19 protein-coding genes are annotated in these 22115 nt (G+C 72.0%); 17 read left to right on the top strand and 2 right to left on the bottom strand.

The annotated features are described in order from the left end of the window. Nucleotides 1-93: 93 nt before the first annotated feature. The gene (locus tag ABZ937_RS21445) at nucleotides 94-1101 is read left to right on the top strand and encodes a hydroxyacid dehydrogenase (RefSeq protein ID WP_361694093.1); all 1008 of its coding nucleotides are present in this window, start codon (nucleotides 94-96) and stop codon (nucleotides 1099-1101) included. Nucleotides 1102-1181: 80 nt separating this feature from the next. Here ABZ937_RS21445 and ABZ937_RS21440 read toward each other — a convergent pair whose 3' ends face one another. Next, nucleotides 1182-2396: a cytochrome P450 gene (locus ABZ937_RS21440; RefSeq protein WP_361694091.1), complete on the bottom strand. Its 1215-nt coding sequence runs from the start codon at nucleotides 2394-2396 to the stop codon at nucleotides 1182-1184. A 245-nt stretch (nucleotides 2397-2641) separates the two neighbouring features. Here ABZ937_RS21440 and ABZ937_RS21435 point away from each other — a divergent pair, with 245 nt between their 5' ends. From ABZ937_RS21435 to ABZ937_RS21365, 15 genes are all read left to right on the top strand, one after another. Beyond that, a complete protein-coding gene (locus ABZ937_RS21435) occupies nucleotides 2642-2893 on the top strand; it encodes a hypothetical protein (protein ID WP_361694089.1) in 252 nt (83 codons plus the stop codon). Next, nucleotides 2893-5172 carry a heavy metal translocating P-type ATPase gene (locus ABZ937_RS21430; RefSeq protein ID WP_361694087.1) on the top strand — a complete coding sequence of 760 codons (2280 nt, stop codon included), beginning with the start codon at nucleotides 2893-2895 and terminating at the stop codon, nucleotides 5170-5172. Before ABZ937_RS21435 ends, ABZ937_RS21430 begins: the two co-directional genes overlap by 1 nt. Beyond that, nucleotides 5169-5711 (top strand): copper chaperone PCu(A)C, encoded by a 543-nt coding sequence (locus ABZ937_RS21425; protein ID WP_361694085.1) that lies wholly within the window; start codon nucleotides 5169-5171, stop codon nucleotides 5709-5711. The genes ABZ937_RS21430 and ABZ937_RS21425 overlap by 4 nt, the downstream gene beginning before the upstream one ends. Before the next feature lie 237 nt (nucleotides 5712-5948). Then, nucleotides 5949-6704 (top strand): aspartyl/asparaginyl beta-hydroxylase domain-containing protein, encoded by a 756-nt coding sequence (locus ABZ937_RS21420; protein WP_361694083.1) that lies wholly within the window; start codon nucleotides 5949-5951, stop codon nucleotides 6702-6704. Next, entirely contained in the window at nucleotides 6701-8065 is a 1365-nt protein-coding gene (locus ABZ937_RS21415; protein WP_361694082.1) for an MFS transporter, read from the top strand. The genes ABZ937_RS21420 and ABZ937_RS21415 overlap by 4 nt, the downstream gene beginning before the upstream one ends. 61 nt (nucleotides 8066-8126) lie before the next feature. Beyond that, a complete protein-coding gene (locus ABZ937_RS21410) occupies nucleotides 8127-9206 on the top strand; it encodes a beta-ketoacyl-ACP synthase III (protein ID WP_361694080.1) in 1080 nt (359 codons plus the stop codon). Continuing rightward, entirely contained in the window at nucleotides 9203-9439 is a 237-nt protein-coding gene (locus ABZ937_RS21405) for an acyl carrier protein (protein ID WP_361694079.1), read from the top strand. The genes ABZ937_RS21410 and ABZ937_RS21405 overlap by 4 nt, the downstream gene beginning before the upstream one ends. Before the next feature lie 23 nt (nucleotides 9440-9462). Then, nucleotides 9463-10353: a TauD/TfdA family dioxygenase gene (locus ABZ937_RS21400; RefSeq protein ID WP_361694077.1), complete on the top strand. Its 891-nt coding sequence runs from the start codon at nucleotides 9463-9465 to the stop codon at nucleotides 10351-10353. After that, entirely contained in the window at nucleotides 10350-10874 is a 525-nt protein-coding gene (locus ABZ937_RS21395; protein WP_361694075.1) for an FcoT family thioesterase, read from the top strand. The genes ABZ937_RS21400 and ABZ937_RS21395 overlap by 4 nt, the downstream gene beginning before the upstream one ends. Before the next feature lie 19 nt (nucleotides 10875-10893). Continuing rightward, a complete protein-coding gene (locus tag ABZ937_RS21390; RefSeq protein WP_361694073.1) occupies nucleotides 10894-12423 on the top strand; it encodes a fatty acid--CoA ligase in 1530 nt (509 codons plus the stop codon). Nucleotides 12424-12452: 29 nt separating this feature from the next. Next, nucleotides 12453-12710: a phosphopantetheine-binding protein gene (locus ABZ937_RS21385; protein WP_361694071.1), complete on the top strand. Its 258-nt coding sequence runs from the start codon at nucleotides 12453-12455 to the stop codon at nucleotides 12708-12710. Then, on the top strand, nucleotides 12697-16950 hold the full coding sequence (locus ABZ937_RS21380) for an amino acid adenylation domain-containing protein (protein WP_361694069.1): 4254 nt from the start codon (nucleotides 12697-12699) through the stop codon (nucleotides 16948-16950). The genes ABZ937_RS21385 and ABZ937_RS21380 overlap by 14 nt, the downstream gene beginning before the upstream one ends. Before the next feature lie 83 nt (nucleotides 16951-17033). After that, a complete protein-coding gene (locus tag ABZ937_RS21375; protein ID WP_361694067.1) occupies nucleotides 17034-18074 on the top strand; it encodes an ABC transporter substrate-binding protein in 1041 nt (346 codons plus the stop codon). Nucleotides 18075-18139: 65 nt separating this feature from the next. After that, nucleotides 18140-19102, top strand: coding sequence for an iron ABC transporter permease (locus ABZ937_RS21370; RefSeq protein WP_361694065.1), 963 nt, complete (start codon nucleotides 18140-18142; stop codon nucleotides 19100-19102). Nucleotides 19103-19105: 3 nt separating this feature from the next. After that, nucleotides 19106-19915 (top strand): ABC transporter ATP-binding protein, encoded by an 810-nt coding sequence (locus ABZ937_RS21365; RefSeq protein WP_361694063.1) that lies wholly within the window; start codon nucleotides 19106-19108, stop codon nucleotides 19913-19915. Here ABZ937_RS21365 and ABZ937_RS21360 read toward each other — a convergent pair. After that, nucleotides 19851-20588, bottom strand: a complete 738-nt coding sequence (locus ABZ937_RS21360) for an ATP-binding cassette domain-containing protein (protein WP_361694061.1) — start codon at nucleotides 20586-20588, stop codon at nucleotides 19851-19853. The two genes, ABZ937_RS21365 and ABZ937_RS21360, sit on opposite strands and share 65 nt — an antisense overlap. A gap of 143 nt (nucleotides 20589-20731) precedes the next feature. Here ABZ937_RS21360 and ABZ937_RS21355 point away from each other — a divergent pair, with 143 nt between their 5' ends. Beyond that, nucleotides 20732-22096 (top strand): prolyl oligopeptidase family serine peptidase, encoded by a 1365-nt coding sequence (locus ABZ937_RS21355; RefSeq protein WP_361694060.1) that lies wholly within the window; start codon nucleotides 20732-20734, stop codon nucleotides 22094-22096. Nucleotides 22097-22115: the final 19 nt, after the last annotated feature.

The raw sequence follows: 22115 nt of genomic DNA, 5'->3' as shown, positions 1-22115 counted from the left end.
CCATGTGCACGTCAATCGCTGTACAGGGTTCATCAGCGGTGCGCGGGGAAGACCGGCGGAGACTGGCCGGCGACGGAAAGAGGATCACAGCACATGACAGCTCGCCCCGACCTTCCCACGGCCGTGTGCGTCATGGACCCCGCCATGGCCGATCATGTGCTCCCCGAGGAGCTGCGCACACGGCTGTCCGCGGTGGTCCGGCTCGTCCCTGGCCCGAAGAGCCCGGCCACGCAGGCGACCTTCCCCGACGCGCTCGCCGAGGCGGAGATCCTGATCAGCGGCTGGGGCTGCCCCCGCCTCACGGCCGACGTCCTGGCCGGGGCACCCCGGCTGCGCGCCGTGATGCACGCGGCCGGCAGCGTCAGGCCGCTGGTCAGCGACGCGATGTGGGAGCGGGGCATCGTCGTGTCGTCGGCCGCCGACGCCAACGCCGGACCCGTCATCGCGTACACGCTGGCGCTCATCACGCTGGCCGCCCGGCGCACCCTGACCATGGCGGCGGGCTACGGCGGCGAGTGGAAGGACTTCGCGAGCCGTCCCGGCGCCGACGGCAGCACGGTGGGCATCGTCGGCGCCTCGCGCATCGGCCGGGGCGTGCTGGCCGGGCTACGGCGCTCCGACGCGGGCTACCGGCTGCTGCTGAGCGACCCGTACGTGACGGACGAGGAGGCACGCCGACTGGGCGCGGAACGCGTCGGACTCGCCGAGCTGTGCCGCCGGTCGGCGGTGGTGAGCGTCCACGCGCCACTCCTGCCGGAGACGACCGGACTGCTGGACGCCGGGATGCTCGGACTCATCCCCGACGGCGGAGTGCTCGTCAACACGGCCCGGGGCGCCGTCGTCGACACCGAGGCGCTGACCCGGGAGTGCGTCTCCGGCCGGCTGGAGGCGTACCTCGATGTGACGGAACCCGAACCGCTGCCGCCCGGCCACCCTTTGCTGTCCCTGCCCAACGTGCTGGTCACCCCGCACATCGCCGGCGCGCAGGGCCGTGAGGTGCGGCGGCTCGGCGAGTACGCGGCGGCCGAGATCGAGCGCTGGGTGGCGGGCGAACCCCTGCTCGGCGCGGTGACCCGGGAGGCGCTGCCCCACCTGGCCTGACCGCGCCGACGACCGACTCGGGTCAGAGCCCGTACCGGTTCTTCGGATGCCGACCTCGTGCAGCCGGCCCGCCCCGGGCTTCACCAGGTGACCGGCAGCCGCAGGGGGAAGCGGCGGATGGTCCCCGTGTCCCACTCGATGTCCCCGGGCGGGACATCGAGGCGCAGGTCGGGGAAGCGGGTCAGCAGGCCGGAGACCGCGCTGTCCAGCTCCGCCCGTGCGAGCGGTGCGGCGAGGCAGTGGTGCCCGCCCCAGCCGAACGTCATGTGCGGACGCACCGGCCGTTCCAGGTCGAGCCTGTGCGGGTCGGGGAAGACGGCCGGGTCGCGGTTGGCCGCCAGGTAGGACACGTGGACGTAGTCACCGGCGCTGATGGCGGTTCCCTCGATCTCCGCGTCCTCCAGCGCGATCCGGGGGATGCCCACGCCCTTGCGGAAGGGGATGAACCGCAGCAGCTCCTCCAGCGCGCCGGGGAACCGGTCGGGGTCGCGTGCGAGCGCGGCCCGCTCCTCGGGCCGGGTCAGCAGCAGGTAGGCGATGTTGCTGATCTGGCAGGTCGCCGTGTCGTTGCCGCTGAGGATGAGCGTCACGGCCAGCACGGCCAACTCGTCGTCGCTCAAGGGCTCCTCGCCCTCCGGCACCGGGGCGGCGGCCATCGTGCTGAGCAGGTCCTCGCCGGGATCGCTCCGCCGGCCCGGGATCAGGTCGGCGAAGTACGACCTCAGGCAGGCCTTGGCGTCGGCCGCGTCCCGCTTGGCTTCGGGAGAGGTCGCCAGGAGCCGCATGGTGTGCGCCCGCAGCTGCTCGCGGTCGGCCTCGGGGACGGCGAGCAGCTCGCAGATCGTCAGGTGGGGCAGCGGGACCGACAGATGGGTCACCAGATCCGCGGGCGGCCCCGCCTCGGCCATCGCCGTGAGCAGCCCGGCCACCACCCGGTCCACGGCCGGCCGCATGCCCGCCACCCGCTCCCGGGTGAACGCCTGCGCCGCCACGTGCCGCAGCCGGGTCGCGTGCGGCGGGTCCGTCACGTTGATCGACTCCGGGGACACGATGGGCTCGGGCGTCATCCTCGGATAGTCGCGCCCGACGATCGCGGCCCGGCTGAACCTCGGATCGCACGTCACCTGGCGCACTCCGGCGAAGCTGGTCACCAGCCACGCCTCGGCCTCGCCGTAGGGCAACCGGATCCGGCTGACCGGACCGCCCTGCGCCAAAGAGGCCAGCGCGGGGTCGTACTCCAGCTCGTGAGCGAAGTCGAAGGGGCAGTCGAGGACTGCCGGGTCGTGGAACGACATACAGCCTCCTTTGGTGCGCCGTGGGCGCGTCACTTCCGAGGGTGCCGGTCCTTGCAGCTCAATATGCAGTACTTTGCCCCGCCTCGCAGAACGGTAGCTTCAGGCAACGAACTGTGGGCGCGTCATGTGGCGTACGCCATAGTTCGATGCCGGAACTCGGCCTTCGAGCCGTCCGACTTCTGGAGCGGTACGGCTGAGACCGCTCGTCGCCGTACGACGGTTCGACGCGACCAGGAAGGTCGAGCATGGCCGAGTCCCGACACCCGTCCCGAGGTGCGGACGTGGGTGCCCGCACATTGCTGCCCCCGCCCGCGCTCTGCGGCTTCCTGTTGCTGCTGGCACTGGTCTTCTCGGTGTCGTATGCCGTGGGATCGGCCGCCGGACCTGTGGCTCCGGGCATACACGGCACCGGAGCCGGTAGCGGCAGCGGGGGCAGTGGCGGCGCCGGCGGCGGTGACACGGGTGGCATGCCCGGCATGCACGGGGGCGGTGAGTGATGGCAGCCGAACCGCCGGCGTCGCTCGTGGTCACCGACCTGACGGTCGGCGGCATGACGTGCGCCGCCTGTGTGCGGCGGGTCGAGAAGAAGCTCGCCAAGCTGGACGGCGTCACGGCGACCGTCAATCTCGCCACCGGACGCGCCCGGGTCAGCCATCCGGCCGACGTCCTCCCGGAGGACCTCGTCACGGCCGTCGAACAGGCCGGATACGAGGCCGCGCTCCCCGAGCCGCCCGCGCCGGCAGGGCGGGACGGGACGGCCGGTGACGAGGACGGATCCGAGGCCGCCACCCGGCAGGAACGCGAGCGGCTCATCGTCACCGCGCTGCTCGCCGTCCCCGTCCTGGTGCTGTCGATGGTGCCGTCCCTGCAGTTCCGCAACTGGCAGTGGCTGTGCTTCGTGCTCGCCGCTCCGGTGGCGGTGTGGAGCGCCTGGCCGTTCCGCGTACGGGCGGTACGGGGGCTGCGTCACTCCACGGCCACCATGGACACCCTCGTCTCGCTGGGCGTGGTGGCCTCCTTCTCCTGGTCGGCGTACGCGCTGTTCCTCGGCGGCGCGGGCGACCCCGGGATGCGGATGCCGTTCAGTCTGCTGCCGTCCGCGTCGGACGGTCCCGCGCACGTGTACCTGGAAGCCGCGGTCGGTGTCCCGCTGTTCGTGCTGACCGGCAGATTCCTGGAGGCGCGGGCCGGGCGGGGGACCGGAGCGGCCCTGCGATCGCTGGCGGGACTCGCCGCCAAGGACGTGTCCGTACGGGATGAGCACGGCGAGCGTTCCGTTCCCGTCGAGCAGCTGCGGGTGGGGCACGTCTTCGCCGTGCGGCCCGGTGAGCGGGTCGCCACCGACGGCCGGGTGGTGGAAGGCAGTTCCGCCGTGGACCTGTCCCTGGTCACCGGCGAGAGCGATCCCGTCGAGGTCGGGCCCGGTTCGCCTCTGGTCGGCGGAGCCGTCAACGCCGGCGGGCTGCTGTTCGTCCGTGCCACCGCCGTCGGAGCCGACACCCAGCTGGCCCGCATCACCAAGCTGGTGACGGAGGCCCAGGCGGGCAAGGCGAGGGCGCAGCGGCTGGCCGACGCGGTGGCCGGCGTGTTCGTGCCCGTCGTGCTCACCATCGCCGTCACCGTGCTCGGATTCTGGCTCGGCGCCGGAGCCGACCCCCAGGCGGCGGTCACCGCATGCGTGGCCGTACTCGTCGTCGCCTGCCCCTGCGCGCTGGGCCTGGCCACGCCGACCGCCCTGATGGCGGCCACCGGCCGCGGAGCCCAACTGGGCGTGCTGGTCAGCGGTCCGCAGACGCTGGAGGCGCTCCGGCACGTCGACACGGTCGTGCTGGACAAGACCGGCACGCTGACCAGCGGCCACATGACCGTCGCGCAGATCACCGCCACTCCCGGCGGTCTCGGCCAGGAAGCCGTCCTGCGTCTGGCCGGCGCCGTGGAACAGGGCTCGGAGCACCCCCTCGGGCGGGCCGTCGCCGCACACGCACGGCGCTCGTCCGGCGAGGAACCTCTGGCGCCCGTGCGGGACTTCGAGGCCATACCGGGGCGGGGAGTCCGTGGCCGCGTGGACGGCCATACGGTGGAGGCAGGGGCACCGGACGGCGAGTTGCCGACCGCGCTGGCGGACGCCCTCGTCGCGGCGGAGACCGCCGCGCACACGCCGGTCCTCGTGCGGGTGGACGGAGCGCCCGAGGCGCTGATCGCGGTCGGCGACGTCGTCCGGCCCGGCAGCTACCGGGCCGTGCACCGGCTGCGCAGGCTCGGGATCCGCCCCGTACTCGCCACCGGCGACCGCGAGGCACCCGCCCGGGCCGTGGCCGACGCGCTCGGCATCGACGAGGTGCGTGCCCGCTGCACGCCCGAGGACAAGGCGGCCCTGGTACGGCGCTTGCGGGACGAGGGTGGCCGGGTCGCGGTCGTCGGCGACGGCGTGAACGACGCCGCCGCGCTCGCCGGCGCCGATCTGGGCATCGCCATGGGCAGCGGTACGGACGTGGCCATCGGCGCGGCCGACCTCACTCTCGTGCGCGGGGACATCGACGCCCTGGGCGACGCCGTGCTGCTCGCCCGGCGCACGCTCGGCACGATCCGGGCGAACCTGGTGTGGGCCTTCGGCTACAACGTCGTCACCGTGCCGCTCGCCATGGTCGGACTGCTCAACCCGATGGTGGCGGCGGCCGCCATGTCGGCCAGCTCGGTGCTGGTGGTCGGCAACAGCCTGCGCCTGCGCGCCTGGCAGCCGTCGCCCGCCCCGGCGCGGCGGAGGAGGGGCCGGTGAACGGACGGCTCACCCGCCTGGCGGCCCGGCTCGGCGAACGACGTCGGCTGACCGACCCCCTCCTTGCCGCCCTCGTGCCCGTCGCCGCGTCCAGCCTGGCTCTCGCGGGCCTGACCGCCTGGGTCGGCACGGGCAACGCGGGCAGCCCGGCCCGCATACGCGTCACCGAAGGACGCGTCCTCCTGCCGGCCACCGGTTCCTCCGAGACGGCGGCGTTCTTCCGCATCACCAACGAGGGCGGCTCCGCCGACCGACTGGTGGCGGTCACCTCCACCGACGCCCCCGGCGGAGTGAGCCTGGCCCGCCATCGGATGCGGAGCGGGACGACTGCCTACCGGTCTTCGATCGACTCGATCGAGATACGGGCGGGGAAGAGCGTCGCCATGTCGCCGTACGGGGTGGACCTGACGGTGCCGGCCCCGGCGAAGGAGTGGCGCTCGGGCGACCTCGTGCACTTCACCCTGACGTTCAGCCGCAGCGGCCGGGTGACACTGCCCGCCGTCGTGGTCAGGCCCGGAACGGTCGCGTTCCAGCAGTAGCCGTCGTTGAACCGCATTCTCCTGAGCCTTCCTCGGAAGACGTCACCAGCCGTCCGGCCCCGGACGGCGGACACCCACGACCGGCGGACGGCCGTGGAACGGACCCAGGCGCGGGGCACTACCGGAACCTCGCGGAACGGGCTTGGCGCAGCGCGGGAACTCGCTCGGTCGGCTGTCCGACTACTGATGCGACGGCGCGGCACAGCGCACGGTCGCGGCAGTGGTCAGGAGGGACCCATGACACCCGAGACAGAGAACGCGTTCGCGGCGATCAGACGCGACCATGGCGCGGACTCCCTCAGCCGGGTGGAGCGGATGCTGGAACCCGGAGGGGGAGCGGCACGGCACCCGCTCCAGAGGGGAGCCAAATGGATCCTGCCGGGACTGTCTCCCACCCCGTGGCACGACCCCCGTGCCCACCCGGAACTGATCTCCGTCGTCGAGGCGCTGGAAGCGGCTCATCCAGTCGTCAAGGATGAGCTGAACTCGGCCTGGGAGGCGCGCCGGGAGGCGTTCTGCGACTACGAGCACTATCTGACGCGGCAGGCGGACTGGCAGGCTCTCTACCTCTACCGCGGCGGGGCAATGGTCGAGGAGGCGGCGGCCGCCGTACCCACCGCCTACAAGGTGCTCGAAGAGTTCGCCGTGGACACGGAGAAAATCTGCCCCCTCCTGGAAAGTCACTTCTCCACCCTGCTGCCCGGAGCATCCATAGCCCCGCATTGCGACCTGTGGAACTTCAGCATCAACCTGCATCTCGCCGTGGACATCCCCGACGGGTGCAGCATCACCGTCGCCGGTGAGACCCGTACCTGGCGGGAAGGCCGCTGCCTGCTCTTCGACTACTCCTTCGAGCATGAGGCGCGCAATGCCGGCGATCGTCCCCGTACCTGCCTCCTCGTGGACCTCTGGCACCCGGAGACGACCATCCCGGAAAGGCGAGCACTGACGGCGCTCATCTCGGAGATCAGACGACTGATGGGAACGAGTTGACCGCCCCCCTTCTCGTCCTCGCGCTGGCCCAACTGGTCATCGCCCTCGACTACAACATCGTGTACGTCGCTCTCCCCGACATAGGTGCCGGCCTCGGCTTCTCGGCGCACGACCTGCAGTGGGTGGTGAGCGCCTACGTCGTGACGACGGGTGGCTTCCTGCTGCTGGGCGGCCGGGCCGCGGATCTGCTGGGCCGGCGCCGTATGTTCGTCGCCGCGGCTGCGATCTATGCGGCTTCCTCGCTGGTGGGAGGGTTCTCGGTGACCCCGGGAGCGCTGGTCGCCGTGCGGGCGGTCCAGGGCATCGGCGGAGCCCTGCTCTTCCCGGCCACCCTGTCCCTGATCAACACCCTCTACGCCGAAGGGCCCGGCCGGAACCGGGCGTTGGCGGTGTGGGGCGCCGCGGGGGCCGGCGGACTCTGCTTCGGCTCGCTGCTCGGCGGGGTCCTGGTGGAGGCGTTCGGCTGGCCGGCGGTGTTCTTCGTCAATGTTCCCGTGGCGGGAGCCCTCGCGTGGGCGGGCCGGGTGCTGTTCCCGGCGGACGTCCCGCCGGCCGGGGCGCGGAGATTCGACCTGGCGGGCGCCCTGACCGGGACCGGAGGCGTCACCCTCCTGGTGTTCGTGCTGGTGCACGCGCCCGAGGCCGGCTGGGGCAGCGCGTCCACTCTCGCGAGTGCGATGCTCTCGTCGGCGCTGCTGACGCTCTTCGCCGTCGTCGAGACGCGCTCGCGCAGTCCGCTCGTGCCGAGCCGGCTGTTCAGGCAGCGGGGGCTCGTCGCGGCGATGACGGTGACTGCCGTGTACAGCGCCACCTTCAGTTCCCTGCCGTACTTCCTGACCCTGTACTTCCAAACGGTGCGCGGCTACAGCGCGTTCGCGACCGGCCTCGCCTTCCTCGTCCCGGCCGTGGTGGTCGCGGCAGGCACGCAGGCCGGAGAACGGGCTGTCGCAGCGGTCGGTGTCCGACGCATGCTGGTCGGCGGCATGGCACTCGGCGCCATGGGAGCGGCCGCGCTCGGCCTCGCACTCACCCCACACGGCTCGTACCCCCTGCTGTTGCCGGGCATCGTGCTGCTGGGCCTGGGCCAAGGAGCCGCCTGGACCGGCATGTGGATCACAGCCGCCGCCGGTGTCGCCCCGGACGACCAGGGCGTGGCATCGGGGCTCGCCTCGACCAGCCTCCAGGTCGGCGGCGCGGTGGGTCTCGCGGTGCTCGTGGCGTTGGCGGGCACTGCCGGGCAGGACCCCGCAGGCGGCGCCTCGCTGGCCGGCATAAGGGCCGCGGTGTTCGCGACAGCGGCCGGGATCGCCTGCGGGGTGCCGCTGACCCTCGCCCTGCGCGGAACGACCACCGCTCCCTAGACCACTTCTGCCGTCCCCCGTACCTCCCCGTACCTCACCTCCCCACACCTGGAGAACAGCCGTGCCCGACAACGCCCCCGGTCCAGCCGCCGCCGTGCTGTGCGGTCTGGCCGGATGGGTGCCGCCGCGTGTGGTCACCAACGAGGAGCTGGCCGAGCGTCTCGACACCGACGACGCCTGGATCCGCACCCGCACCGGGATTCGCCGCCGCCACGTCATCGAGCCCGGCCAGGCGACCTCGGACCTGGCCGTCGAGGCCGGGTGCCGGGCCCTGCGCAGTGCCGGAGCCGACTCCGTCGACGCGGTGATCGTCACCACGACCACACCCGACCGGCCCTGCCCGGCCACGGCGCCCACGGTCGCCGCCCGGCTCGGGCTCGCCGGAGCGGCCGCCTTCGACGTCGGCGCGGTGTGCACGGGGTTCGTGTACGGCCTCGCCACCGCCGCCGGGCTGATCACCTCCGGAGTGGCCGGGCGGGTCCTGCTCATCGGCGCGGATGCCTACTCCACCATCGTGGATCCACTGGACCGGGCCAACGCGATCATCTTCGGGGACGGTGCCGGCGCCGTCGTCCTGCGCGCCGGACACGCCGACGAGCCCGGCGCCGTGGGCCGGTTCGACCTCGGCAGCGACGGCGCGCACGAGGACCTCATCACCGTCGCCGCGGGCGGTTCCCGCCAGCGCTCCACCGGAGACGAAGTGCGGCGCGGCGACCGGCACTTCGCGATGCGCGGCAACGAGGTCTACCGCCACGCGGTGACCCGCACGGCCGAGTCCGCGCGCACCGTGCTGCGCACGGCCGGCTGGACGATCGACGACGTCGACCGCTTCGTCCCGCACCAGGCCAACCTGCGCATCCTGCACTCGGTGACCGACGACCTGGGCCTGCCCCGGGAACGCTGCGTCGCCAACGTCGACTCGGTCGGCAACACCGGCGCCGCCTCCATACCGCTGGCTCTCGCCGACGCGGCCGCCCGGCAGACGCTCCGGCCGGGTGACCGACTCCTGCTCACCGCCTTCGGCGGCGGCCTCACCTGGGGCTCCTGCCTGCTGACCTGGCCCGAAATGGCCGTACATACCGGGCCCGAACCGGCCCCGCACACCCACCCGCATGACCGAGGAGAAGAAACCGCCTCATGACCACCACCTACGACCGGCTGATCGAGATCCTGGCGAAACTGCACGACGCCCCCGCCGACCGCTTCACCCCCGAGGCCACCTTCGCCGACCTCGACGTCGACTCGCTGACCATGGTCGACCTCAGCATCCGCATCGAACGCGACCTCGGCGTGACGGTGCACGACAGCGAGCTGCGCCCCACCCTCACCCTCGGCAGCACCGCGGCACTGATCGACGCCGAGCGGGCCGGCTGACCCCTCCACGAAGGACGACACTCATGAAGATCACCGAACAGCTCGGCTCTGCCCTCGGTGCCACGGTCGACGACTTCGACCACACCAGCGCGACCGACGCGGACATCGAGACGCTCAAGCAGACCGTCTACACGAAGAAGATCGCCGTACTGAAGGGACAGAACCTCACCCCCCGGCAGTTCCTGGACCTCGGAACGCGGCTCGGCCGGCCCGAGACGTACTACGAGCCGATGTACCACCACCCGGAGCTGCCGGAGATCTTCGTCTCCTCCAACGTCCCGGAGAACGGCAAGCAGATAGGAGTGCCGAAGACCGGCAAGTTCTGGCACGCCGACTACCAGTTCATGCCCGACCCCTTCGGCATCACCCTGATCCACCCCCAGGTCATTCCGCAGAAGAACCGCGGCACCTACTTCATCGACATGGGCCGGGCCTACGAGAAGCTGCCCGAGGACCTCAGGAAGCAGATCGCCGGCACCTACTGCCGGCACTCGGTCCGCAAGTACTTCAAGATCCGGCCGCACGACGTCTACCGCCCGCTCTCCGAGGTCATCGCCGAGGTCGAGCGCAAGACCCCGGCCGTCCGCCAGCCCACCACGTTCACGCACCCCCTCACCGGCGAAACGGTCCTGTACATCAGCGAGGGCTTCACCGTCGGCATCGAGGACGCGGACGGCGAGCCGCTCGACAACGACCTGCTGCACCGCCTCTTCGAGGCCACCGGCCAGCTCGACGACACCTTCGAGCACGACAACATCCACCTGCAGAGCTTCGAGCAGGGCGACCTGCTGATCTGGGACAACCGCAGTCTCATCCACCGCGCCCGGCACACGACCACTCCCGAGCCGACCGTCTCCTACCGCGTCACCGTCCACGACGAGCGCAAGCTGCACGACGGGATACGGGTGCCATGACCACAGCCTCCGTCGACCGCTCCTGCACCACCGACACCGAGCTGCTGGAGCGCGTCCTGGCGCCGTACAAGGCGCACTGCACGTACCTCAAGTCCGCCGTCGTCACTCCCGGAGCCGAACGCGTCTCGGCTCGCTGCGAGTTCGCGATCCCCGAGTCCTGCTACATCGACGACACCGGCCACCTGAACTCGGTCGAGGTCAACATCGCCTACAACCAGATGATGTACTACCTCGTCGCGAAGTCCGTGCGGGAAGGACTCCTGGCGGGGTTCGAGGACTGGACCCTGGACGACTTCTGGCGGCACCAGCTCCCGGACATCCTCATCGCCCGCTTCGCGGCCACCTTCCGGCGTCCCGTCAACCCGCGGTCGTTCTCCGGCGAGATGGAGTTCCTGTCCGTCACCCGGCGAGAGCCCGCCGGCAGACCGTTCCTCCATGCCGAGACCTCGTACCGCTACTGGGACGCCGACGGCGGCCGGTGCGACGGCGAGGCGACGCTCGCGTTCGTCAACATCCCCTGAGCCACCGAAGGGACCGCCCATGGAGACGCTCGTCCAGACCATCCGCTTCCACGCCGACCGCCGGCCCGACACCCCGGCCGTTCTCTGCGAGGGGCGCAGCCTGTCGTACGGCGACCTGCACCGCGAGAGCAACCGCATCGCCCACGCCATCCGGGCCGCCGGCCTCACCGAGGGCGACCGGGTGGCCTACCTGGGCAAGGAGTCCGAGCACTACTACGAGATCCTGTTCGGCTGCGCCAAGAGCGGCACCGTCCTGGTCCCCGTCAACTGGCGGCTCACCGCACCCGAGGTGAGCCACATCCTCCAGGACTCCGGCACCAGGCTCCTGTTCCTCGAGTCGGAGTTCGCGCCGATCGTGCAGCGCATGCCGACCGCCCCGCCCGAGACGGTCGTACCGCTGGATTCCGTAGGAGCCTGGAGAGAGCAACACCCCGACCGGGAACCGGAGTTCGAGGCGTACTCCGACACCCCTGTGGCCCAGCTCTACACCAGCGGCACCACCGGCCTCCCCAAGGGCGTCGTCCTCGCTCACCGGAGCTTCTTCGCCATCCGTGAGGCGCTGGCGAGCGAAGGACTCGACTGGATCGACTGGCGTGACGGCGACATCGCACTCGTCGGCATCCCCGGCTTCCACATCGGCGGCCTGTGGTGGGCCACGCAGAACCTCAACGCGGGCACGACCATCGTGGCGATGCGCGCCTTCGCCGCCCGCACGGCCGTCGACCTGATCCGCGATCTCGGCATCACCACGGCCTGCGTGGTCCCGGCGATGCTCCGCATGATGCTCACCGAACCAGGGGTCACCGCCCAGGACTTCACCACACTGCGCAAGACCGTCTACGGCGGCTCCCCGATCTCCGAGAGCCTCCTGGAGGAGAGCCTCGCCGTCCTGGACTGCGACTTCGCGCAGATCTACGGGCTCACCGAGACCGGCAACACCGCCGTGTGCCTGCCACCCGCCGACCACACCCCCGGCGGACCGCGCATGCAGGCCGCCGGCCACCCCTATCCGGGCGTCCGCGCCAAGGTGATCGACGACGAGGGCGAGGAACTGCCGCCGGGCGAGATCGGAGAGGTCTGCCTGCACACCCCGGCCCGGATGGTGGAGTACTGGGGCCTGCCCGACAGGACCGCTCAGACCCTGGTCGACGGCTGGATCCACACCGGTGACGCCGGATACATCGACCAGGACGGCTACCTCTTCATCCGCGACCGGATCAAGGACGCCATCCTCGTCGCGGGCGAGAACGTGTACCCCGCCGAGATCGAGAACGTGCTGGAGCACCACCCGGGTGTGGCCGAAGCGGTGATCGTCGGAGCCCCGGACGAGCGCTGGGGCGAACGGGTCCACGCGTTCGTCGTCCCCGTCCCCGGGGAGCGGCCGAGCCCACGTGACCTGCACACCTTCCTCGTTCCGCGCCTCGCCGCCTTCAAGCTGCCCTCGCGTTACGAGTTCATCGACCGGGTACCGCGCAACCCCAGCGGCAAGATCCTCCGCCGCGAGCTGCGCGACCGCTTCTGGGGCGACTCCGCCCGCAAGGTCAACTGACGCCGCCGACACCGTCGTAGAGAGAACTCATGCCTGAACCCCTCACCCTGGAGAGCTTCCGCGCCGACCTCGCGGAGTTCCTGTACCTACGGCCCGACGAAGTCGACCTGGAGGAGGCCCCGTTGGACGCCGGACTGGACTCGCTGCGCATCGTCACGTTGCTGGAACGGTGGCAGGGCGCCGGTGCGGACGTCAGCTTCGTGGATCTCGCCGAGCGCACGTCCTTCGCCCAGTGGTGGCAGCTGCTGGCCGAACGCCAGGGAGGTGCGGCCCGTGCCGACACCTGAGCCCGCGCGCCGCCACCCGCTGACGGCCGCCCAGGAAGGCATCTGGGCCGGCCAGCAGCTCGACCCGGACAGCCCCGCCTACAACACGGCCGAGTACGTGCGCATCGACGGCCCGGTGGACCCGGCCGTCTTCGACACCGCCCTGCACCATGTCGTCGCCGAGACCGAAGCCCTCCACGTCACCTTCGAAGTGGACGGTGAAGGGCGCCCTTGGCAGCTCGCGACTGCCGTCAGGAACTGGGCGCTGCACACCGCCGACCTCACCGGCGAAGCGGACCCGCACACCGCCGCCCTCGCATGGATGGCCGAGGACATGGCCCGCCCGGTGGACCTCGCCCGCGGTCCGGTGTTCGGACACGCCCTGCTGAGGACCGGCAGCGACCAGTACCTCTGGTATCACCGTGTCCACCACATCGCCCTCGACGGATTCGGCCTCTCCCTGGTCGCCCGCCGCGTGGCCCAGGTCTATACGGCCCTCATGGCGGACGAGCCCATTCCCGACAGCGGCTTCGGCACCCTGGAGTCCGTCCGCGCCGAGGAACGCGCCTACCGGGAGTCCGCCCGCTACGCCGAGGACCGGGCCTACTGGACCGGCCGGTACGCCGACCGCCCCTCGGTGGCCACCCCGGCCGGCCGCTCGGCCCTGCCCGCCCGCACCTTCCACCGCCGCGTCACCGACCTCGACGCGAACCGGGCGGACGCATTGCGCACGGTCGCCCGCGAGCTGTCGGTGACCTGGTCCGAGGTGCTGCTGGCGGCGACGGTGGCCCACCTGCACCGGGTCACCGGAGCGCCGGAGATCGTCCTGAGCCTGCCCGCCATGGGCCGACTCGGCTCCGTGTCGCTGCGCGTGCCGTCGATGGTGCGCAACATCCTGCCCCTGCGGGTCACCGTCTCCGCCGACGACAGTCCGCGCGACCTCGCGGCCCGCGTCTCCCGCGAACTCCGCGCCGGTCTGCCGCACCAGCGCTACCGCTACGAACAGCTGCGCCGCGACCTGAAACTGGTGGGCGGCCGGCGCAGGCTGTCCGGGCCCGGCGTCAACATCATGCCGTTCGCGTACGACCTGCGGTTCGCCGGACACCGCAGCACCGTCCACAACGTTTCCGCCGGTCCCGTCGACGACCTCGCGGTCAACGTGTACGACCGCTCCGACGGCACCGGTCTGCGGATCGCGGTGGACGCCAACCCCGACCTGTACCAGGAGGCGGAAGTCACCGCGTTCCAGGAGGGACTGCTGGCGGTGCTCGGCGAGGTGGTCGCCGCGCCCGACCGGCCCCTGCGTCAGGCGTCCGTGCCGGTCCTGGACGGTGGACCGCTGCCCGTGCCCGCACGCCCGGTGCTGAGCCTGATCGCCGGCCACGCCGCCCGCAGGGGCGAGGCCGTCGCCGTGGAGCACGCCGGGGAGAGCATCACCTATGCCCGGCTCTTCGGCAGCGCACGCGACGTGGCCCGCCGCCTGGCCTCCCGGGACGTCGGCCGGGGCAGCCTGGTGGCCGTGGCGCTGCCCCGCGGGACCGACGCCGTCACCGCCGTCCTCGGGGTGCTGCTCTCCGGAGCGGCCTACTGTCCCCTCGACCCCGCCGCCCCTGCCGAGCGGACGGCACAGGTGCTGAGCGAGGCCGCGCCCGCCCTGGTCCTGACGACAGCCGCCCGTGCGCCCGCCTTCGCGGGCACGCCGGTCCTGGCGCTCGACCGGCCGGATCCCTCCCTGGGCCCTGTCCCGACGCCGCCCGCACCCCAGGACCCGGCCTACGTCATCCACACCTCCGGCTCCACCGGCCGCCCCAAGGGGGTCGAGATCAGCCACGCCGCCTTGGCGAACTTCGTGGCAGGTGCCACGTACCGCTACGGGGTGCGCCGCGACGACCGGGTCCTGCAGTTCGCGCCGCTCCACTTCGACACCAGCGTGGAGGAGATCTTCCTGACCCTGTGCGCCGGAGGCACCCTCGTCGTGCGCACCGACGAGATGACGGAGTCCGTCCCACGGTTCCTGGACGACTGCGCACGCCTGCGCGTCAGCGTGCTGGACCTGCCGACCGCGTACTGGCACGAACTCGCCCACGCGCTCTCGACCGGCACGACCGCCCTGCCCGGGGGAGTGCGCGCCGTCGTCATCGGCGGCGAGGCGGCGCTTCCCGAGCGGGTGGAGCGCTGGCGCAAGGCCGTCGGCACGTCGGTCTGCCTGTTCAACACGTACGGCCCGACCGAGGCGACCGTGGTGGCCACCGTCGCCGACCTGCACGACCCCGAGCTCGCCGCCGGTGACGTGCCGATCGGACTGCCGCTGCCCGGCACACGGGCCGCCGTCGTGGGCGGGGAGCTGTATCTCCTGGGCGGCGGCCTGGCGCTCGGCTACCGGGGGGCCGGCACCCCCGACGGCGCCCGGTTCGCCCCTCTCACCGCACTTCTCGGAGGACCCCGCGCCTACCGCACGGGCGATCTGGTGCACATCGGCGAGGACGGGCAACTGCGGTTCCTCGGCCGGGCGGACGAGGAGTTCAAGATCAGCGGTCATCGCGTGCACCCCGCCGAGGTGGAGGGTGCCCTGCTGACCCACCCAGGGATCCGCGAGGCGGCTGTCGTCGGACAGACGTTGCCGGACGGTACCCGACGGCTCGCGGCCCATCTGGTCGCGGACTCCCCGGGTCCGTCCGCCGCCGAGGTGAGGGAACACCTGCGGGCGAGGCTCCCCGCGGCGATGGTGCCCTCCGCCGTGGAACTCCACGACCGCCTGCCCCGCACAGGATCCGGCAAGATCGACCGCACCGCACTGCGCACGCCCTCCGCGACACAGGCTCCCACCGGCGGCAGCCCCCTGGAGCGGACCGTCATCGACATCTGGCAGCGGATCCTGGGCGCCGGGAACATCACCGCCGCCGACGACGTGTTCGACCTGGGCGCCCAGTCCCTCCAGGTCATCCAGGCCGCCAACCGGCTCGGTGCGGAACTCGGCCGTGACGTACGGGTCGCCTGGCTCTTCCAGTACCCCACCGCCGCCGAACTCGCCCGCTTCCTCGACGACCGGTCGCCCACCGCCACCGGCCTCCCGGCGGCGCTGCACAGCGACACCGTCCTCGACCCGGAGATCCGGCCCGGCAACGGCCGCTGCCCCGACACGCCCCGCCGCATCCTGCTGACCGGCGCCACCGGCTTCGTCGGCGCGCACCTGCTCGCCGAACTCCTGACCGGCACGGGAGCCGAGATCGTCTGTACCGTCCGGGCGCGGACCACCGGCGAGGCCATCGACCGCGTCCATCAGGCCCTGGCCCACCACGACCTCTCGCTCCCGGAGGCGGCTCGGCAGCGCATCACCGCTGTCCCCGCCGACCTCGCGCGCCCCGGCCTCGGACTGGCCTCGGACCTCCTCGGTGAACTGGCCGACACCTGCGACGCGATCCTCCACAACGCCGCGACGGTCAGCGTCATGCGGGAGTACGGCACCCTGCGCGCCGTCAACACCGAGTCCACACGGCACCTGCTGCGCCTGGCCGCCGCACGGTCGATCCCCCTCCACTACGTCTCCACGCTGTCGGTGGCCCCGCCCGCCGGCCTGAGCCCCGAGGTACCGGAAGCGTTCCTGCCGCCCCACGGGGGCCTGCGGTACGGCTACCAGCAGTCGAAGTGGGCGTCCGAACGACTGCTCGAACAGGCGGCCGAGCGTGGTCTGCCGGTCACCGTGCACCGTCTGGGACGCGTGGTGGGACCGGCCGGCTCCGGGTACGTCAACACGCGCGACTTCCTGTGGAGCGTGCTGCGGGCGGGCATCCCGGCAGGAATGCTCCCGGAGTTGTCCGAGGACGAGATCTGGACCCCGGTCGACCACGTCGCCAAGTCCCTCGTACACCTCGCCCTCACCGCCACCGGACCGGTCTTCAACCACGCGGCCGTACCGAGGGTGCGACTGAGCGACCTCTACGACTGGATCGAGGAGTACGGCTATCCCGTACGCCGTCTGCCGCTGACCCGATGGCGCGAGCAGCTGCCCCGCTCGGCCGACGTCGCCGCCACCACGCTCGCCTTCTTCGACGCGAACGAGACGAGCGGGAGCGACGCCCCGGACCTGCGTCTCGGGCGCGTCCACGCCGACAACGTCCGCCAGGGCCTGCGCGGCAGCGGCATCACCTGCCCGCCCGTCGGCCGGGACCTGGTGTTCCGGTACCTCGATCACTGTGTCGCTGCCGGGGAACTGCCCGCACCCGCCGCAGGACGGTCCCGTCCCGCTCCGCCCGCACCGTAGCCGGACCCCGCCGGGAACTCATGGCCACCGCGCCACGACTACTGGAGCGGAACACCACCGAGTCCCGCGAGCAAGGAGCCAGCATGTCCGTCAAACGGCCGGTCGCCACAGTCCTGGCCGCCGCCCTGTGTCTGGTCACGGCGGCATGTGCCGACTCCTCGAAGGACGACAGGGCGAGCGGCGAGCAGGCCCACGTCGGCGCGTCGAGGACCGGATATCCGGTGACCATCGAGAACTGCGGTCGGACCGAGACCTTCCAGAAGGCCCCCAGCCGCGTGGTCGTCATGAACGGCGCCTCCGTCGCCGAGATCTCGACCCTGCTCGCCCTCGGCCTCGGCGACAGGATCGTCGCCAACGAGCAGAGCTACGGCATGAGCGAGGTACCCGGCCGGGCCAGGGCCATCAAGGCCCTGCCCACCGGGAACATCAAACTCAACGACGCCTACGACATCCCCCGCGAGGCGATGCTCGGCCTGCGCCCGGACCTGGTGCTGTCCACCACGTCGTACGGCTTCGACGAGAAGAGCGGCTTCGCCACCCGCGACCAGTTGCAGCAGGTGGCAGCCCACACCTACGTCTCCCCGCAGGGCTGCGACCAGGACACCTCGAAGATGACCGTGGCCGACAGCTACACGCTGCTGCGGGACATGGGGAAGGTCTTCGACGTCGAGGACCGGGCCGAGAAGCTGATCGCCGCGTCCCGGAAGCACATCGACGAGGTGGCCGCCAAGGTCAAGGGCAAGAAGAAGCCCAAGGTGATGGTGCTCTTCTCCAACATGTCCATGGGCGGCAACGACTTCAGCTCCGTCGTCGCCCACGGCATCTACAACGACATCCTCGACAAGGCCGGCGGCGCCAACGCCTTCGAGTCGGCCTCCAAGACCTCCTTCGCCGACCTGAGCAAGGAGAAGGTGGCCGCCACCGATGTCGACGCGCTCGTCGTCATCGGCTACAACGACCCCGACCCGGCGGCCTACGCCAGGAAACTGCTGAAGGAGTTCCCCCAGTGGCCGGCCGCCAGGAAGAACGCGTACGTGGTCCTGTCCGACTCGATGTACCTCGGCCCGAGCAACGACCTGGCGGTGGAGAAGATCGCCAAGGTGCTGCACCCGGACGCGTTCTGAGCCGGCCCACCCGGCTCAAGGCCGCCCTGGCCTTCACTCTCCTGCCCGTCGCGCTGGTCGTCACCATGATCGTGGCGATCAGCATCGGGGCGGTCACCGTCCCGCCCGGTGACGTGTGGGGCATCGTCTGGCACCACGTCTCCGGGCAGGGCGCCGCCGGCGACCTCGCCACGGACCAGATCGTCTGGAACTTCCGCACGCCCCGGGTGGTCCTCGCCGCCCTGGTCGGCGCGGGCCTGGCCGTCTCCGGAGCGGTGCTGCAGACCGTGGTGTCCAACCCGCTCGCCGACCCCATCGTCCTCGGCTTCTCCTACGGCGCCACCCTCGGCGCGGTGCTGGTCATCACGCTGGGCGGCGGCGTGGCCCTCGCGGGGCTCGGTGTCCCGGCGGCGGCCTTCCTCGGCGCGGTGGCGGCAGGCGCACTCGTCTTCGCCCTCGGACAGCGCCGGGGCCGGATGGCGCCCACCCGGCTCGTGCTGGCCGGAGTCGCGGTCGGCTATGTCTTCCTCTCGGCGACGAGCTACGTCCAGCTGCAGGCGACGCCGACCGAGCTGCGCACGGTGATGTTCTGGATGCTGGGCAGCGTGGCCGGCGCCCAGTGGGACCAACTCCCCACGGTGACCGTGGTGGTGCTGGCCGGCACCGCACTTCTCACGCTCTTCGGCCGGCGGCTCGACGTCCTGCTGGCCGGCGACGAGTCCGCCACGGCACTCGGCGTCGACGTCAACCGCCTGCGCGCCGTGCTGCTGGTGCTCAGCGCGCTCCTCACCGGCGCCGTCATCGCCGTCGCCGGCAGCATCGGCTTCGTCGGCCTGATGATCCCGCACCTGGTCCGTCTCACCCTCGGCGCCGACCACCGCCGGCTCCTGCCGCTGACCGCCCTGCTGGGCGCCCTCTACCTCGTCCTCGTCGACCTGCTCTCCCGCACCCTCGACCGCCCCAACGAACTGCCGCTGGGCATCCTCACCGCCCTGCTCGGCGCACCCTTCTTCCTCTGGCTGCTGCGCCGCGACAAGGGCCTGGACTGAAGCATGAAACTCACCGTCGACCAGCTGCACATCACGCTGGACCGCCGCCCGATCCTGCACGCCGTGAGCCTGGAGGCCCGCGAGGGCGACATCGTCGGCCTGGTCGGCCCCAACGGCAGTGGCAAATCGACTCTCCTGCGTGCCGTCTACCGCTCACTCCGCCCGGCAGGCGGTGTGGTCAGGGTCGGCGACGACGACGTATGGGCCCTGTCCGCCCGCACCGCGGCCCGCCGCACCGCCGCCGTCCTCCAGGACGCCACCGGCAACACCACCGGCCTGACCGTCACCGAGATCGTCGCGCTCGGCCGTGCCCCGCACCACGGGCTGCTGGGGCGCGACGGCGCCGAGGACCACCGCGCGGTGGAGGAGGCCATCGACCGGTGCGGCGTACGACCGTACGTGGAGCGGGACTACGCCTCCTTGTCCGGCGGCGAGCGCCAACGTGTCCTGCTGGCACGGGCCTTGGCGCAGAATCCCCGGCTGCTCGTGCTCGACGAGCTGACCAACCACCTCGACATCCGCGCCAGGTTCGAGCTGCTGGACCTGGTCCGCGTCACCGGCGTCACCACGCTGGCGGTCCTGCACGACCTCGACCTGGCCGCCCGGCTCTGCGACCACCTGGTCGTGCTGCACGAGGGAGCGGTGGTCGCGGCGGGGCCGGTCCTGGAGGTGCTCACCCCGAAGATCCTCGCCGACGTCTTCGGAGTACGAGCGTCCGCCGAGCGGCACGCCGACGGCGTCGTCCGCATCACCTACGCGGCTCAGCCTCTCGCCCACGCGGAGGGCCGGTCACGGGATGGGACGGTGAGGTGAACCGGCGTCCGGTGGGTCCCGACTCCACCACACGCCCCTCGGACATCACGGCGAGGGGGTCGCTGCGGTCGGCGACGAGCCGCAGGTCGTGACTGACCAGGACGAGGGACAGGCCACGCCGGGAACGGAGTTCCGTCAGCAGGTCCATGACGGCGACGGTGGTGTCGGTGTCGAGCGCCGAGGTGACCTCGTCGCAGATCAGCACGTCGGGGTCGGCCGCGAGAGCGCGGGCTACGGCGACGCGCTGGCCGCCGGACAGCTCGTGCGGGTATCGGTCGGCGAAGGCGGCGGGCAGGCCGACCTGGTCGAGGAGTTCCAGGGCCCGGTCGGGGACCGCGTCCCGCCCGGCCCGGCGGTGCAGCAGGAGCGGCCGGCGCAGGGTGGCCCCGACGGTGCGGCCGGGGTTGAGAGTGCCGAGGGGGTCCTGGGGCACGAGTGGGAGGCGGCGGCGCTGGTCGCGGGAGCGGCCGTGTGCGGTGGGGGCGAGGGGGGTGTCACCCAGGCTGACGGTGCCGGCGGTGGCGCGGTGCAGGCCGACGAGGGTACGCAGCAGGGTCGTCTTCCCGGAGCCGGAGGCGCCGACGACGCCGACAGCGTCTCGTCGTACAACGCCGAGCCGGACCCACCGTCCGCCGCGGCCCTCCGACTCCTCGCCGTCGCGTCCCGTGGGCATCGAGGCGCTGTCCGGAGCTCCACTTGAGAGGCCCTGTTGACAGGTTTCCTGTCGGTCGCGAGACTGCCAGCCATAGCCAGGAATCCTGTCGATGAATGGGGCGGACGCGCCGCACGGCCGCCGTCGAATTCAAGGAGGCCGCGATGAGGACCCCAGTCGCCCTGCTGACCCTCTGTCTGTGTGCCGTCACCCCCGTGCCCGCGCAGGCCGCCACGGATACCCACCTGGAGGGTCGCCTTCCCTCCGGCGCCGCATACGTGATGGACGTCCCCGCCGCCTGGAACGGCACCGTGCTCCTGTACAGCCACGGCTACGTCCCCGCCGGCGGGCCCAACCCCGCCCAGAACGCGCCCGGTCCGGCCACCGCGCACTCCCTTCTCGACCGGGGCTACGCACTCATCGGGTCCTCGTACGCGACCAGCGGCTGGGCGGTCCCGGAAGCCGTGCCCGACCAACTCGCCACCCTCGGCCTGTTCACCGACAGGTTCGGCACGGCGCGGCGGACCATCGCCTGGGGAACGTCGTACGGCGGACTCGTCACGACGACCCTGGCCGAGCGGCACGCGGACCGCTTCGATGGCTCGCTCTCCCTGTGCGGGCTGGTGCAGGGCGGGGTGGCGAACTGGAACAGCACGCTGGACCCGGTGTTCGCGCTCAAGACGCTGCTGGCCCCGGACGCGGACATTCCGCTCACGGGATTCCAGGATCAAGCGCAGGCGCGGAGCGCCGCCGACGCCCTGCTCTCCGAGGCAGCCGCGGCCCAGCGGACCGCCGGGGGCCGCGCCCGCCTCGCCCTCGCCGCCGCCCTGCACGACATCCCCGGCTACAACAGCACCACGCAGACCGAGCCCCGCCCCACCGACTGGGACGCCCAGGAGGTCAACCAGTACACCGCCGTCGCGGGGCTCCTCCAGGCGCCCGCCTTCAGCTGGCGGCAGGAGGCCGAGACTCGCGCCGGCGGCAACATGTCCTGGAACACGGGCGTCGATTACACGGCGATGCTCCACCGCTCCCCCCTGTTCAAGGAGGTGACGGAGTTGTACAAGGAGGCCGGTCTCTCGCTGCGCACCGACCTCGCGGCACTCAACCGCGCACCCCGTGTCACCGCCGACCCCGCCGCCGTACGGTGGATGGAGCGGACCAGTGTCTTCAAGGGCCGGCTCACCGACCCCCAGCTCGACATCCACACGACGGGCGACCCGTTGATCCCCGTCCAGGCCGAGAGCGCCTACCGCCGGGCCGCCGTCGCAGCCGGTGCGGGCGCCCTGCTGAGCCAGGCCTACGTCCACGGCCCCGGGCACTGCACTTTCACCTCGGGCGAGATGGCCGGCGCCCTGGACGCCCTGGAACACCGCCTGGACACCGGCCGCTGGGACACCTCGCCGGACGCGCTCAACTCCCGTGCTCGGCAGGCGGATCCGGCGAGCGAGCCACGATACGTCGGCTACCGGCCCGCTGCGTATCCGCGCCCGTACGATCTCGCGCACCCGGAGGACTCCCGGCCGTGACGGCCTGGCGGACGGAGCG

Source organism: Streptomyces sp. NPDC046727 (assembly GCF_040645635.1).
Lineage (GTDB): Bacteria > Actinomycetota > Actinomycetes > Streptomycetales > Streptomycetaceae > Streptomyces.
The sequence above is the reverse complement of the archived record's forward strand: the minus strand, read 5'-3'. Positions and strand labels throughout refer to the sequence as shown.

What these genes read in the sequence shown, in the direction of transcription:
- ABZ937_RS21445 (WP_361694093.1), top strand. Translation starts at nt 94, where the DNA reads ATGACAGCTCGCCCCGACCTTCCCACGGCCGTGTGCGTCATGGACCCC.
- ABZ937_RS21440 (WP_361694091.1), bottom strand. Translation starts at nt 2,396, where the DNA reads ATGTCGTTCCACGACCCGGCAGTCCTCGACTGCCCCTTCGACTTCGCT.
- ABZ937_RS21435 (WP_361694089.1), top strand. Translation starts at nt 2,642, where the DNA reads ATGGCCGAGTCCCGACACCCGTCCCGAGGTGCGGACGTGGGTGCCCGC.
- ABZ937_RS21430 (WP_361694087.1), top strand. Translation starts at nt 2,893, where the DNA reads ATGGCAGCCGAACCGCCGGCGTCGCTCGTGGTCACCGACCTGACGGTC.
- ABZ937_RS21420 (WP_361694083.1), top strand. Translation starts at nt 5,949, where the DNA reads ATGACACCCGAGACAGAGAACGCGTTCGCGGCGATCAGACGCGACCAT.
- ABZ937_RS21405 (WP_361694079.1), top strand. Translation starts at nt 9,203, where the DNA reads ATGACCACCACCTACGACCGGCTGATCGAGATCCTGGCGAAACTGCAC.
- ABZ937_RS21400 (WP_361694077.1), top strand. Translation starts at nt 9,463, where the DNA reads ATGAAGATCACCGAACAGCTCGGCTCTGCCCTCGGTGCCACGGTCGAC.
- ABZ937_RS21395 (WP_361694075.1), top strand. Translation starts at nt 10,350, where the DNA reads ATGACCACAGCCTCCGTCGACCGCTCCTGCACCACCGACACCGAGCTG.
- ABZ937_RS21390 (WP_361694073.1), top strand. Translation starts at nt 10,894, where the DNA reads ATGGAGACGCTCGTCCAGACCATCCGCTTCCACGCCGACCGCCGGCCC.
- ABZ937_RS21385 (WP_361694071.1), top strand. Translation starts at nt 12,453, where the DNA reads ATGCCTGAACCCCTCACCCTGGAGAGCTTCCGCGCCGACCTCGCGGAG.
- ABZ937_RS21375 (WP_361694067.1), top strand. Translation starts at nt 17,034, where the DNA reads ATGTCCGTCAAACGGCCGGTCGCCACAGTCCTGGCCGCCGCCCTGTGT.
- ABZ937_RS21370 (WP_361694065.1), top strand. Translation starts at nt 18,140, where the DNA reads ATGATCGTGGCGATCAGCATCGGGGCGGTCACCGTCCCGCCCGGTGAC.
- ABZ937_RS21365 (WP_361694063.1), top strand. Translation starts at nt 19,106, where the DNA reads ATGAAACTCACCGTCGACCAGCTGCACATCACGCTGGACCGCCGCCCG.
- ABZ937_RS21360 (WP_361694061.1), bottom strand. Translation starts at nt 20,588, where the DNA reads ATGCCCACGGGACGCGACGGCGAGGAGTCGGAGGGCCGCGGCGGACGG.
- ABZ937_RS21355 (WP_361694060.1), top strand. Translation starts at nt 20,732, where the DNA reads ATGAGGACCCCAGTCGCCCTGCTGACCCTCTGTCTGTGTGCCGTCACC.